This is a genomic window from Halomicrobium zhouii, from assembly GCF_900114435.1.
In the GTDB taxonomy this organism is placed as follows: domain Archaea; phylum Halobacteriota; class Halobacteria; order Halobacteriales; family Haloarculaceae; genus Halomicrobium; species Halomicrobium zhouii.
Map to the genome: position 1 here is coordinate 535,390 of NZ_FOZK01000002.1, position 12,407 is coordinate 547,796.

11 protein-coding genes are annotated in these 12,407 nt (G+C 67.0%); 4 read left to right on the plus strand and 7 right to left on the minus strand.

The window, feature by feature from the left end; translation table 11 throughout:
* Positions 1–2 precede the first annotated feature (2 nt).
* Complete coding sequence (gene flaJ, locus BM337_RS09830; RefSeq protein WP_089816426.1) at positions 3–1,751, plus strand: archaellar assembly protein FlaJ; 1,749 nt, start codon at positions 3–5, stop codon at positions 1,749–1,751.
* Positions 1,752–2,366: 615 nt separating this feature from the next.
* Here flaJ and BM337_RS09835 read toward each other — a convergent pair.
* The gene (locus tag BM337_RS09835; protein ID WP_089816427.1) at positions 2,367–2,597 is read right to left on the minus strand and encodes a hypothetical protein; all 231 of its coding nucleotides are present in this window, start codon (positions 2,595–2,597) and stop codon (positions 2,367–2,369) included.
* A gap of 154 nt (positions 2,598–2,751) precedes the next feature.
* Positions 2,752–3,081 (minus strand): nucleoside triphosphate pyrophosphohydrolase, encoded by a 330-nt coding sequence (locus BM337_RS09840; RefSeq protein WP_089816429.1) that lies wholly within the window; start codon positions 3,079–3,081, stop codon positions 2,752–2,754.
* Between the two features lie 91 nt (positions 3,082–3,172).
* Between BM337_RS09840 and BM337_RS09845 the strand changes: the two genes are divergently transcribed.
* The 3 genes from BM337_RS09845 (at position 3,173) to BM337_RS09855 (ending at position 6,629) form a co-directional block, all read left to right on the plus strand.
* The gene (locus BM337_RS09845) at positions 3,173–4,408 is read left to right on the plus strand and encodes an LEA/WHy family protein (protein WP_218155551.1); all 1,236 of its coding nucleotides are present in this window, start codon (positions 3,173–3,175) and stop codon (positions 4,406–4,408) included.
* Between the two features lie 135 nt (positions 4,409–4,543).
* Positions 4,544–4,978, plus strand: coding sequence for a DUF5807 family protein (locus tag BM337_RS09850; RefSeq protein ID WP_089816431.1), 435 nt, complete (start codon positions 4,544–4,546; stop codon positions 4,976–4,978).
* 139 nt (positions 4,979–5,117) lie between these two features.
* Entirely contained in the window at positions 5,118–6,629 is a 1,512-nt protein-coding gene (locus BM337_RS09855) for a hypothetical protein (protein WP_089816433.1), read from the plus strand.
* 35 nt (positions 6,630–6,664) lie between these two features.
* On the opposite strand, the gene BM337_RS09860 is transcribed toward BM337_RS09855, so the two are convergent.
* From BM337_RS09860 to BM337_RS09885, 5 genes are all read right to left on the minus strand, one after another.
* Positions 6,665–7,858 carry a tubulin/FtsZ family protein gene (locus BM337_RS09860; protein ID WP_089816435.1) on the minus strand — a complete coding sequence of 398 codons (1,194 nt, stop codon included), beginning with the start codon at positions 7,856–7,858 and terminating at the stop codon, positions 6,665–6,667.
* Positions 7,859–8,127: 269 nt separating this feature from the next.
* A complete protein-coding gene (locus BM337_RS09865; RefSeq protein WP_218155552.1) occupies positions 8,128–9,345 on the minus strand; it encodes a lipase family protein in 1,218 nt (405 codons plus the stop codon).
* Between the two features lie 359 nt (positions 9,346–9,704).
* A complete protein-coding gene (locus tag BM337_RS09875; RefSeq protein WP_089816439.1) occupies positions 9,705–10,796 on the minus strand; it encodes a DHH family phosphoesterase in 1,092 nt (363 codons plus the stop codon).
* 61 nt (positions 10,797–10,857) lie between these two features.
* Positions 10,858–11,313, minus strand: coding sequence for a universal stress protein (locus BM337_RS09880; protein ID WP_089816441.1), 456 nt, complete (start codon positions 11,311–11,313; stop codon positions 10,858–10,860).
* Positions 11,314–11,981: 668 nt separating this feature from the next.
* On the minus strand, positions 11,982–12,365 hold the full coding sequence (locus BM337_RS09885; RefSeq protein ID WP_089816443.1) for a hypothetical protein: 384 nt from the start codon (positions 12,363–12,365) through the stop codon (positions 11,982–11,984).
* Between the last annotated feature and the right edge of the window lie 42 nt (positions 12,366–12,407).

A 12,407-nucleotide genomic window follows, 5' to 3' on the forward strand; every position in this document is an offset into this window, starting at 1 on the left:
CGATGGCGTCGAGCCAGGCCGATAACAGACTCCCGACGACGATCACCGAGACGATAGCCTCGCTCGTCGACTCCTACGGGAAGATGCACATCCCCCTGGAGCGATATCTCTTCTTCATCCTGCTCCCGTCGGGGGTGTTCTTCGCCCTCTCGGTGGTCGTGGCGGCGCTCGTGGACCTGCCGCTGATGATCCGGCTCCCCATTCCATTGCTGGGCTTCCTGGCGATGGGGACCGCCGTCATCTACCCGAAGATACTGCTCTCACAGCGGCGCCAGCAGCTGAACGACCGGTTCCACCTCATGGTGACCCACATGACGGTCCTGGCGACGACGAAGATCGACCGGATGGAGGTGTTCCGCACGCTTGCCCGCGAGGAGGAGTACGGCGAACTGGCGAACGAGATGCACCGCATCGTCCAGCTGGTCGACACCTGGAACCAGAGCCTCGACGACGCCTGTCGCCGCCGCGCCAAGGAGGTCCCCTCCGACGCCGTCTCGGACTTCTTCGACCGCCTGGGGTACACCCTCGGCGCCGGCCAGTCACTGGAGGACTACCTCGTCGGCGAGCAAGAGCAGATCATCCAGAACTACTCGACGGTGTACGAGGGGACCATGGACAACCTGGAGGTGATGAAGGACCTCTACCTGTCGATGGTCCTCTCGATGACGTTCGCGCTCGTGTTCGCCGTCGTCCTCCCCGTCCTGACGGGGACGAACCCGACGATGACCGTCAGCGCCGTCATCGTGATGTACATCTTCGTCCAGTCGGGTTTCTACCTCGCCATCCGGTCGATGGCCCCCTACGACCCGCTGTGGTTCCACCCCGAGAAGTACCCCTCGCCCGCCCAGGAGCGCATCGACAAGGCGACCTACGTCGGCCTGGGGCTGTGTGCCGTCCTCGCGTTCGTCTCCATCGGCGGCATGTTCGGGCTCTCGCCGCTGACGCTGGAGCACGTCTTCTTCTTCATGGACGACGTCCCCATCCCGCTCCATCCGGTCGTCCCCATCACGCCGCTGTTGATCCCCGGCATCGTCGTCCGCCAGGAGGAACAGCGGATCAAGAGCCGCGACGACGAGTTCCCGAGCTTCATCCGCGCGCTGGGGGCGACGGAAGGCGCCAAGCAGTCGACGACGTCGAAGGTGTTGAAGTCACTCCGGAAGAAGGACTTCGGCCCGCTGACGGAGAACCTCGACCACCTCTACAAGCGACTCAACATGCGGATCGAGCCCGAGGGCGCGTGGCGGTACTTTACCGCCGACTGCCGCTCGTACCTCATCCAGACGTTCTCGGAGATGTACCTCGTCGGGCGCTCGATGGGTGGCTCGCCCAAGATGCTCGGCGAACTCATCGCCAAGAACATGAGCGAGGTGCAACAGCTCCGGAAACAGCGCCAGCAGGCGACGGTCCAGCTCGTCGGGCTCCTCTACGGTATCACCGCCGCCTCGACGTTCGCCTTCTTCATCGGTCTCCAGGTCGTCAACATCCTCTCTGAGATGACGCTGGGCCTCGACTCCACTGCCAACTTCGACGCCGGGTCGCTCATCCACACCGAGGTGTACAACATCCCCCTCATCGAGTTCCTGCTGGTCGTCATCATCATGTTCGGCGCGATGCTGTCGGCCCTGATGATCCGGACCGTCGACGGCGGCCACAAGCTCAACACCTACATCCACTTCGTCCTGCTCGCCTGGATCGGCGCGGTCATCTCGATCATGACGAAGTGGCTGGTCACGCAGTTCCTCGCGATCTGACCGACTTCGGGTGGATTCTGTTCGATCAGTTCGTCTGTGAATTGCTCGAGTGGTTCTCGGTTAAGCTAGTGAAAAGAACAGCGACAACACGACCCGGAAAGCCCTCGGCGCGCTCCGGTCCCGCGGCCCACCTGCGCTCCTCGCTGCGCTCCGGTGCTTGGTGGACCGGGGTTCCCGGACCGCACCTCGCCCTTTCAGTCCTCCGAGGCCCGCACAGCACCGCAGCCCCGCCCTCCCCCTGGTCGCGGCATAAACGCCGCTTCCGGCCGGGCGGTTGCGGAGCGGTCAGGAAGCGTGACCCGGAGCGGACGCGACGGGTCCGGGGAGGTGTGGGGAGTCAATCGTGAGCGCGTTTTATCGCGCGAGCGAGGCTGGACCTGGCGGACTGAAAGGGCGAGGTGCGGTCGCGTGGGCTGAGACGGGCCCTATCCGAGCGACGGAGGAGCGAGGATATCCCGCGCAGCCCGCGTCGAGCGCGCCGAGGGCTTTCGACGTGTTCGCGGTAGCGTCAGTCACGTCTCTCTGAACACAGCCGAACGATACGTAGCTCACCTACACTGATCGCATCCACACTCCCGAAGAAAATCGCACTGTCAGACCGTCTCGATACCCTGGTCACCGGCGCTGGGCGTCGGCCGTCGTGTCGTGGGCGGTCGGGTCGTTGCCCATCCAGAGCGCGATGGCGCCGATGCCGGCGAGGATGGCGAGGGCGGCCGTCAGCCCGACGGTGAGTGGCCACTCCAGGGCCGCCATCGATTCACCGATCGCCAGCAACCCGAGGATGATGAATCCCAGGAGCGAGAACCAGCCGAACCAGCCGATGTGGTTGTCAGTGTTGGTGGACATTGCGGGTGGCAGTTGGGGCCGCAGGCCCATATATTGTCGGATAGTCAACTATTCGACCACTGTCCGGCGGTCTCTGGGTCGGTGTCGGCGAGTAGCCGGACGCCAGCGGCGTGGAACTGATCATCGCGGCCGCGCCCCGCGTTTCGAACCGGACTCACTCGTCGCCCGACGACCGCCGGACCGATTCGAGCACGACTCCTTCCTCGAACTCGCCGCGTTCGGCCGCTTTCGCCCGACGGATATCCGCGAGTTCTGTCGACGAGGACCCGCAGGCCTCGGCGAGTGCGTCGACCACTGCCAGCACGTCCGCGAGCTCTTCGACGTCGCCGCTCTCGTGGAACTCCGCCACTTCCTCGTCCAGTTTGTCCTGGAGGCGCTCGCGGTACGCCTCACCTTCGACGACGCGGGTCACCGGCTCGTCGCCGTCGGCCCGGATCAGCTCTGGAATCCCGTCGCGGACGAGTTTGTCGTACGTCTCGCGCATACGGGCCAGTCGCCGTCCCGCCACATCTGTCGTTCGGTCGACTGTTTCCGAGCCGCAAGGCTAAGGCCCGTTCGCGGGAGACACCTCATCCATGGCACTGGGACGAATCGTCGCGATACTGCTTGGCAGCAAACTCCGCGTGGTCGCGGTGGGCCTCGGACTGCTCGTCGCCGTCGCCGGGGCCGGCGCGGCCGCGGGGATTCTCGGGGCGCCGAGCGTCGCCGGCATTGAGAACCACTTCGGCGACGTGAACGAGACGACCACCGACGTCCACACCGACATCGTCGTGTCCAACCCCAACCCCGTCGGCGTGCAACTCGGCGGGACGACGGTCGACTACGCCGTCGAGATGAACGGCATCACGATGGCCACGGGCACCAAGGCGGGCGTCGGCGTCGAGACGGGCAACTCCACCGTCAACGCCACCTCGCGCCTCCACAACGACCGGATCCCCGAGTGGTGGGTGAGCCACCTCCAGAACGGGGAGACGACGGCGCTGACCGTCGACGCCGACGTCCACTCCTCGATGGTCGGCCAGTCCTTCGGGGCGCCGTCGGTCGAGCGCGAGATAGAGACGGACATCAGTTCCTCGTTCGACTCGACGGAGACTCAGCCGATCGACGCGAACCAGCCGCTCGTGAGCGACCCCGTGCTCTACCTCAACGAGACCGAGGGCGAGTGGGGCGAGGTGACCGAGGCGGAGACGCCCATCGTGATGGCGTTCACTCTCTACAACCCGAAGGACTACCCCATCAGCGCCTCTTCCATCGGCTACGACGTCACGATGAATGGCCTGGCCGTCGGCGAGGGCCAGACTGACCGCTCGGTCACTATCCCGCCGGGCGAGACGCGGACCATCGAGGCGACGACGGTCATCGACAACGGCCTCCTCGACGAGTGGTGGGTCTCCCACCTCGAACGCAACCAGGTCACCGACCTGGAGATCCAGTTCTACGCCCGCTTCGACCTCTCGGCGGCCGGTGCCGGTGATATCCGCGTCCCGCTCGACAGCGTGACCCACGAGATCGAGACCGACATGTTCGGCAACAAGGACGAGTATCCGACCGGCAGTGCCGAGAACGCCAGCGCCAGTGACGGCGACGCGTCCAGCGACGCCGGGGGCGAGGAGTCCACGCGGACGCCGACGCCGGACGGAACGGACGGCGACTCGACGGCGACCGACGACGGCGACATCCTCTCCGGCGGTGACGACGAGACCGAACCCGGCTCCGCATCGCCGACGTCGACGGCGACGGAGACGCCGACCGAGACGGACACTGCGACCGACGACGGTGGGGACGGCGGCGTCCTCGGCGTCACGTTCTGACTGGTCCGCCGTCACGCTCTGACCGGTCCGCCGTCACGCTCTGACGGGTCCACCCGACGTCCTCCGACCAGTCTCCCGCTGCCCGCGCCCGCCCGAGCCGCGAAACTTTTCACTGCGTCCGTGTTTCTCTCCGGTATGAGCAAACGCGAGGAGTTTCTCGCCGGGGAGCGCGTCGAGGACATCGCCTTCTTCCTCCACGAGGACAGCGTCGGCAACGTCGACGCCCTCTCGGAGTACGCCGAACAGGTCGGGGACGGCCTCGTCCTCGTACTGGACGGCGACCAGGGCCGCAGCGCGTTCCAGTCCGCGACCGGGCTGGACCCGATGGCGCTGGCCAAGCGGGCGATGGGCACCGACGGTGAGATCGACCGGGACCTGACCGGCGGCGTCTGTCCGAACGCCGACGGGGAGTCCGCCGAGGACCACGTCGTCAAGTTCGTCTTCGCCTTCGCCGAGGAACAGAACGAGGAGGTCGGCGGTATCTACGAGCGAGGCGACGTCGTCCACTCGTACGCGGTGTGTACCTGCGGCGAGGCCTACTCGGAGAAGTGGGTCGTCGGCGAGGAGTGAGGAAAGCCACGAGCAACGTCGGCGTTACGACGTGGCAAGTACAGGACAACCTTATCTCCGAGCGGTGCGCTCTGTCGTCGCTTTCCGTCCCAGTATCCCGGTGGTAACAATCACTCCGGCAGCGTAACTGTCGAGTGACATGTCCGCCAGTGCCAGGTGGGACGGCTTCAGCGGCGCGCTTATCCTGTGGACCGTCCTCGGGCTCCTGGCAGTCTTGCTCATCCTAGTCGGCCTCGCGTTCGAGGCACTCTCGCTGACCTGGGACGCGGACGTCAGCCCTGCGCTCGCCGGGGTCTCCCTCGTGCTCCTCGCGTACCTCCTCGTCGCGCTGGCGTGGGGTCTCCAGGTCCTCGCTCGCTACCGTTCCCGACCTCGGCCGTACAAGCGTCACCGCGTCCTCGAGCAGGAACTGACCGGGCTGATCGAGACGTACCGCTGTGACCTCGACGTCTATCGGGTGAAAGTCAAGCTGATCGACGACGAGAAGACCCGGGAGCGACTCTCCCGTCGGCTCGACGGGCTCGAGCGACTGCTCGTCCCAGACGAAGACCAGGCGGCCCCCCGCGACGGTCGTGACCGGCGGTGGGGCGACGCGAGTTCGCAGGTGGCGAACCACCAGTACCTCGCGGCGTTCCGCTCGATCTACCGATACGAACGGGGGCTGATCACGCTCGCCAAGGCCCTCGACGACGCGGGGGCTGAACCGGAGCGGAGCTACCTCACGGAGATCGTCGACCAGTACCGGGACCAGGCTGTGCAGTACCCCGACCGCGACGGCCGACGACGGCTCGTGAACCTTCTGCGTATCTCCAGCGACGACCCCGGGGCCACCGGCAGCATCTCCCCCTACCTGCGGGCCGCCAGACGCCTCCACCGGTACTACGAGGAGCGCCTCGCCGAACAGTTGAAGATGAAGCGGTTACTCGGGCGGTTACTCGGTGTCTTCGGGTTCCTCTTCGGGCTGGCCGTCACCGTGCCCATCGCACTCGTCGTGCTGGTCGTGCTCGCCCCGACGCTCCTCGTCAACTCCGGCGTCGCGCCGACGCTCGGTACGGAACTGGTCGCGTTCGTCGGCGACGTCGCGAGCGTCGTCGGTCCCACCGTCGACTCTGGCGTACCGACCTTCGACACGCCGACCGGTGAGACGGTGACGGTCGTCCAGAACGGGACCGTCCGGGAGTTCGACGGGGCGACCGGGCCCGGCGGACGGACGGCCGTGGTCGTCTCCCCGACGCCGTCGACGCTCGCGTCCACCGCCGCCCGCCTGCTCTGGTTCCCCGTCGCGGCGGCACTGGGCGTCCTCGGTGCGACGATGAACCTCGTCTGGCGGTCGGGTTCGGAGGCGGGGTTCTTCGACGTGAACCTCGAACTGGGACGGCTCACCGTCCCCGACGACGTCTTACTCGAGGAGTTCGTCCGGGTCAGACTCCTCTGGGGCGGTATCGCCGCGGTACTTCTGACGCTGTTCCTCGGTCTCCAGGAGAACACCCAGCTGCCCGCGTCCCTCCTGTTCCTGACTGCCTTCTTCGCCGGATTCTCGGAGCAGTTCCTCAAGGAGGGACTCGACAAGTTCCAGAAGTCCACGCTCGAACGCGTCGAGACACGGGTCCGACTTCCCGACGACGACCAGTGCACGCCGCCGCCGGAGTAGGTTCCCGCGGATCGGGCACCGACGGCGCGTTTCGCTCAGAACAGCGACGTGAGTTCTTCGGCGCCGTCGTGGACGAGTTGCTGGAGGTTCTCCTCGCTCCGGGCGTCGCGCTGTGCGATGTTGTCCTGTGCCTCGATAGCGACCTGCTGGAGTTCCTTGAACCGGGGGACGTGGTGGACGCCGGAGAGCAGGACCAGGCTCGCGACGGTGTCCGACGACGGGAGGGGGTAGTCGCCGCCGCGGACCTCCATCGACCCGGTCTCCTCCTCGAGCCACTGGCGGCCCCGCTCGATGCCCTTTCGGTCGAGGTGTTCCGGCGGGCCGCCGACGACCACGAGCGACTTCTCCGCGCCCTGAATATCACACGGGAGCGTGAGCCGACCGAGCGCGGCCTTGCGGACCAGCGCCGTGATGCGGTTGGTCGTGTTCGCGCTGTCGAGGCCATCGTCGCTGCCGCGGTCGCTCAGCCGGTCACTGCCCACGCGCGCGAGCAACCCGCCCTGTGCCGACCGCTCGACGTCCTCGGCGGCGTAGCCCACCGTGGAGACGCCGCCGCCCGAGAGCGTGTTGATGATCTCCGAGGAGTCGACGACGCTCTCGGCCACTTCGGCGTTGCCGTCGACCTCGCCCGCCGCGAACAGCATCCCGAAGCGGGTGGCTATCTCCTCGTTTATCGCCTCGAAGCCGCCGCGCATCGACTCGCCGGTCTTGCGCCAGGCGTCGTTGTCGAACACGAGGAGGTTGTCCACCTCGCGGACGAACGTCTGGAACGAGCGCGCGGCGTTGAGGGTGTAGATGCCGCCCTCGTCCTGCCCGGGGAGGATACCCAGGCCGTACACCGGCTCGGTGTAGATGTGCTTGAGGTGCTTGGCCAGCACCGGTGCGCCGCCGCTGCCGGTGCCCCCGCCGAGGCCGGCCACGACGAGGAACGCGTCGACCTCGTGGACCGGAATGTCGTCGAGGGCGCCCTGAATCTCGTCGAGGTCCGCCTCGGCTATCTCGGCGCCGAGTTCGTTGTCCGCGCCGACGCCGTGGCCCTTCACGCGCGACTGCCCGATCAGGACCCGGTTGTCCTCGGGGACGTGCTCCAGCCCCTGGAGGTCGACCGACGCGGTGTTGACCGCGACGGGGTCGGTGAAGACGTCCACCCCGGTCCGCTGCTCGTACTCGACGAATCGGTCGACGATCTTTCCGCCTGCCTGCCCGAAGCCGATGAGTGCCAGTTTCATGGTTGGAAGTTCCGGGGGCGCGTTCGCGCTCGACCCCTCGTCGTGTGGTGAGGAATCCCGAACTCACCGTCGACAGCCCCCGCGTCACTCCGTCCGACGCGCTACCTGGGCATTGTTATCCACTCTCTTACCGGCTTACTCCAGCTATTCATCACACCATCACCGAGAATAGTACAGACCTTGTGCCACGTGGAGTCTGCTACCGTCCCATTGATTCACACGTCACAGTCACGCACCGCGGTGGGCGGGGCAGACGCCGTGGTTCGAGGTTACGGCGCCGGCGCCCGCTCGGTCACGCTGTTGCCCGCCTCGTCGGTGACGGTCAGTTCGACGACGTCTTTCCACCAGGAGAGCGTGTCGAGCTCGTGACGGCCCTCGGCCGTCGTGCCCGAGACGTCGGAAGTGGCACTATCGAGCGTCCTGCCGGCGTAGCTACGGAGCGTCGATTCGACCGTGGCGAGGTCACCGTCCGCGTCAGAGACGGCCCACTCGACGTCGGGGTCGTTGCCGAAACCCTCCTCCGAGACGTCGAACGTGTCGATGGTAGGCCCGGTCTCGGTGGGCGGTTCGGGCGGGGTCTCGGTTGGCGACTCGGTATCGGTCGGCGACCCGGTCTCGGTCTCCGTCGGGGTGTCCGTCGGTGACGTCGTTTCGGTCGGGGTCTCCGTGGGCGTGCCGTCGTCTCCCCCGGAGACGTAGTTGTCGACGATCGCTTGCACGCACCCGGTGCTCGCCTTGTACGAGGTGTGGCCAACGACCGAATCGCTCACGTCGACGTCGACGTAGTTCGACGGCAGTGCCCCCGCCGAACAGCTCGCGGGCCCGCTACCGAGGCGGGCGATGCCGTCGTTCGTCGAGTAGTAGTTCCCGACGGACTCGGCGGCGCTCTCGATGGCGTCGTGAAACCCCGACCCCTCGCAGGGTGCGTCGGACGCCGCGTACGAGCCTATCGTGTCGGCGTTGGCCACCGTGAAACGACCCTCCGCCCCGGCGAGGAACTCGAAGGTGACGATGCCCCCCATCGAGTGGCCCAGGACGCGGACCGTCGTCCCGGGGTTCTCCTTGAGGTACGCCGCCATCCAGTCGGCGAAGACGCCGCCCTGGTCGCGCGCGTTCGTCAGTGCGCCGATGGGGCCACCGCTGTCGTCCCAGGTCACGGCCGTCACCGTCTCGGTGTTCCCGACCTCCCGCAGCGTTCCCTGTAGCCGCCTGGCCCCGGTGACGCTGAACGACGAGGCCGAGTAGCCGTGGACGTTGAAGACGACCTCGTCCTCTCCCTGTGGCGCGGCCGCGACCGGCGGCACGCCGTCCCGCAGGTCCAGTTCGCGTATCTCGTCGGAGTCGGCTGCGCCCGGGCTCGTCGCCGCGCGGAGCCCGACGGCGCTACCGACGGCTATCCCGGCGTTTTTGAGCAGGTCCCGCCGCGAACGGCCCTCTGACGATTCCCCATTTCCCCTGTCGCCGTCGTCGTTTCGGTACGCTACCATGTGTTCTCGACCGCTCGTCGGAGCGGTGTGGCCGTTGTTTGGCGGCGGTTGTGATTATTATTACACTGTTAATGTCACTCAATAAAGGGGCGGATCACTCCCGACGGCACTGACAGTATACTCGGTATCGCTCTGTATCGACACCTTCCTCCGCTTCCTCCGGTTCGAGCCGGAGGAAGGCGTCGACTATCGCCTGTTTCGCCACCGCACCGCGCGTCGACCAGTGGTGCGCAACCACCTTTTTCTTCGTCGGGTCGCTCGCCCCGTTCGCGACCACTCCTCGAAAAACGTGGGCGAAAAAGACGCGAACGGCGCAGCCGTTCGCGGGAAACCGCTCGCTTCGCTCGCGGTATGCTTGGCTATCGCTCGGTGTCGACGCCCTCGTCCTCTTCGGGTTCCAGCCGAAGAAACGCGTCGACGATGGCTTGCTTCGCAACGGCTCCCCGAGTCGACCAGTGGTGGGCGTAGTCGAGCATGTCGTCGTAGATGTCGGGCTTGCAGCCGGCGGCGCGGGGATGGCCGCCGCCGTTGACCTGCCCGGCCACCTCGTGGGCGCGCTCGAAGTTCTCGGTGCCGCGGATGGAGGCCGAGCCGGCGGGCTTGACGATGACGGCGGCGTCGGCGCCCTGCTCGCGGAGCGCCTCGGCGACCTCGTTCTGGGAGCAACGGCCGTAGGTGACGCCGACGGTCCACTCGCCGACGTCGCGGAGTTCGGCGCGCTGGACGGCCTTCTCGATGAGCGCTTCCTTCTCGACGCGCTTCTCGGCGAGGAACTCGTGGATCTCCGCGGAGAGGTCCGGACCGTGTTCGAGGACGGACTCGATGTACTCCTCGGGTTCGGACCAGTACGAGAGGTCCGCCAGGTCGTCGCTGCGCTCGTCCTCGCGGATCCACAGGTCGTGGTCGCGGGTGACGGCGGCGAGTTCGGCAAACTGCTCGCTGAATTCGTGGTCCAGTTCCGCGAGCACGACGTCGGCGGTACACACCTCGTCGGAGTCGCCGACGACGCGTTCGACGCCCTGGTCGTCGACGAACTCTGCGAGTTCGGGGTCCCACTGGTGGTGGTCGTACCACCGAACGTCTTCGACGCGGTCGACCAGGTCCGGCAGCGCCGCGACGTCGTACTCGCTGTCGGGACACAGGTCACAGACCACGACGGTCGCGTCGGGTTCGGCGTACTCGGCGGCCCACTCCAGGCTCTCCTCGATCTCGTGCGGTCCGGCGGGGACGAGTTGTCCCTCGCCGAAGGCCTCGCGGACCAGCGCGACGCAGGCCAGGCCGTCCGAATCTGGGTCGGCGATGACCACGACGCCCGCGTCCGTTAGCGACTCCGCCGCTTCGCGTTCGGCTTCCTCTTCCTCGACCGAGTCGGGCGTGAAAAAGCCCGCGCCGGGGAGGATCGACTTCCGCTCGATAGAGAGGCGCTCGTCGTCGATGAGCCAGTCGTCCATACGCCGACGAACGGCGCGGTGGCAATGAAGCCTCGGAATGACGGTCGATGCGGGAGGCTCCTCACTCCTCCGCGGCGGCGCCTTCCAGCTGTCGAACGGTCAGCACGGGCGGCCCGGACCGTCGGACGACGCCCTCGGCGACGCTCCCCAGCAAAAATCCGTGGTCGTCGTGGCGCCCGCGCGTGCCCGTGACGACGACGTCGGCCTCCTGGTCGGTGGCGTACTGGCAAATCTCGTCGACGGGGTCGCCCTCGCGGACGGCCGTGACGACGTCGCCCTTCTCGGCCGTCTCGTCTGCCGTCTCGCGAACGAACGTCAGCGCACGCCCGCCAGCGGTCGCCAGCGCGCGTTCGAGGTCGTCCCTGACCTCGTCGGGCGAGGCCGCCACCTCGCCGGCGTCGACGACATAGAGGGCGTGGACCGACGCGTCGAACCGCTCGGCCAGGTCCAGGGCCGCCTCCACGGCCCGTTTGGCGCTGGCCGACCCGTCCGTCGCGATGAGTACCGTCTCGAACATGCAGGAGGGTTGCGCGGGACCCGGCTTAAACTCCCGGGAGAACGCTCGGGAGTCTCTGGTGTGTGGAGCGGGAAGGTTCTCGCTGTAGCGGTTCGGATCTCCGCAGGGACGGCAACAGACGATAACACCTCGAAAGCCTCGGCGTGCTCGACTCGCGCGAACCCGCTGCGCGCCTCACTCCGTTCGGTGCTTGCGGGTTCGGGCTTCGCCGAGCCCACCTCGCCCTTTCAGTCCTCCAGGACTCTATTGCTCGCGCCACGGAGGCGCTCGCGATTACAACCACCAGACCTCCCCGGTCGCGCCTTGCTCACGGCTGGCGCCGTTCGCGGTGAGGTGGCGCTGACGCGCCACCCTCGCGGCGCGACACGCTTCCTGACCGCTCCGCAACCGCATGGCCGGGAGCGCGTTTCATCGCGCGACCAGGGGAAGGGCAGGGCTGCGGTGCGGTTTCCTGGAGGACTGAAAGGGCGAGGCGGGCTCCGGGAACCCCGGACCGATAAGCACCGCAGCGTAGCGAGGAGCGCAGTCGGTTCGCGGGACCGGAGCGCGCCGAGGGCTTTCTGGGTGTCGTCGTTCATCGTTCCGACTTCAGCGAGTGTTCAGAACTATCATCGAAACGCCGCTCTAGAGAAACGATCAGATCGACGAACCCTCTTCCCCCGAAGATTTCACACGAATGGAACGCCGACGACGCCCCAGTCGCCCAGGAGCGGGGCGAGGAAGAACCGGGCGACCAGCACCGAGACCCAGGCGACGAAGGCGATGGCGGCGGCCTCCACCCAGTCGGTGTCGTACTGGACGGCGATGACCGTGAGGTAGACGGCCAGTCCCAGGAGGGTCCCGAGGATGCTGCCGATGTGGAACGGAATCCAGCCGACGACGAGCGTCGCGACCAGCCAGCCGAGCGCGCCGAACACCGCCGTCCACACGGCGGTCCGGAAGTCGCCCTTGCCGACGACGAGCTGGGCGGCGACGAAGATGGCCAGCCCGCCGACGAGCAGGCCGACGACGAACGTCACTATCGAGCCGAGTACTGTCGCGATAATTTCCATGTAGATACGTGCGCGGGCCAGCTATACGAAACTATGGACTGG

Excerpts from the sequence above, each read along its gene's own strand:
- flaJ (WP_089816426.1), top strand. The coding sequence starts at position 3 with ATGGCGTCGAGCCAGGCCGATAACAGACTCCCGACGACGATCACCGAG.
- BM337_RS09835 (WP_089816427.1), bottom strand. The coding sequence starts at position 2,597 with ATGTCCACCAACACTGACAACCACATCGGCTGGTTCGGCTGGTTCTCG.
- BM337_RS09840 (WP_089816429.1), bottom strand. The coding sequence starts at position 3,081 with ATGCGCGAGACGTACGACAAACTCGTCCGCGACGGGATTCCAGAGCTG.
- BM337_RS09845 (WP_218155551.1), top strand. The coding sequence starts at position 3,173 with ATGGCACTGGGACGAATCGTCGCGATACTGCTTGGCAGCAAACTCCGC.
- BM337_RS09850 (WP_089816431.1), top strand. The coding sequence starts at position 4,544 with ATGAGCAAACGCGAGGAGTTTCTCGCCGGGGAGCGCGTCGAGGACATC.
- BM337_RS09855 (WP_089816433.1), top strand. The coding sequence starts at position 5,118 with ATGTCCGCCAGTGCCAGGTGGGACGGCTTCAGCGGCGCGCTTATCCTG.
- BM337_RS09860 (WP_089816435.1), bottom strand. The coding sequence starts at position 7,858 with ATGAAACTGGCACTCATCGGCTTCGGGCAGGCAGGCGGAAAGATCGTC.
- BM337_RS09865 (WP_218155552.1), bottom strand. The coding sequence starts at position 9,345 with ATGGTAGCGTACCGAAACGACGACGGCGACAGGGGAAATGGGGAATCG.
- BM337_RS09875 (WP_089816439.1), bottom strand. The coding sequence starts at position 10,796 with ATGGACGACTGGCTCATCGACGACGAGCGCCTCTCTATCGAGCGGAAG.
- BM337_RS09880 (WP_089816441.1), bottom strand. The coding sequence starts at position 11,313 with ATGTTCGAGACGGTACTCATCGCGACGGACGGGTCGGCCAGCGCCAAA.
- BM337_RS09885 (WP_089816443.1), bottom strand. The coding sequence starts at position 12,365 with ATGGAAATTATCGCGACAGTACTCGGCTCGATAGTGACGTTCGTCGTC.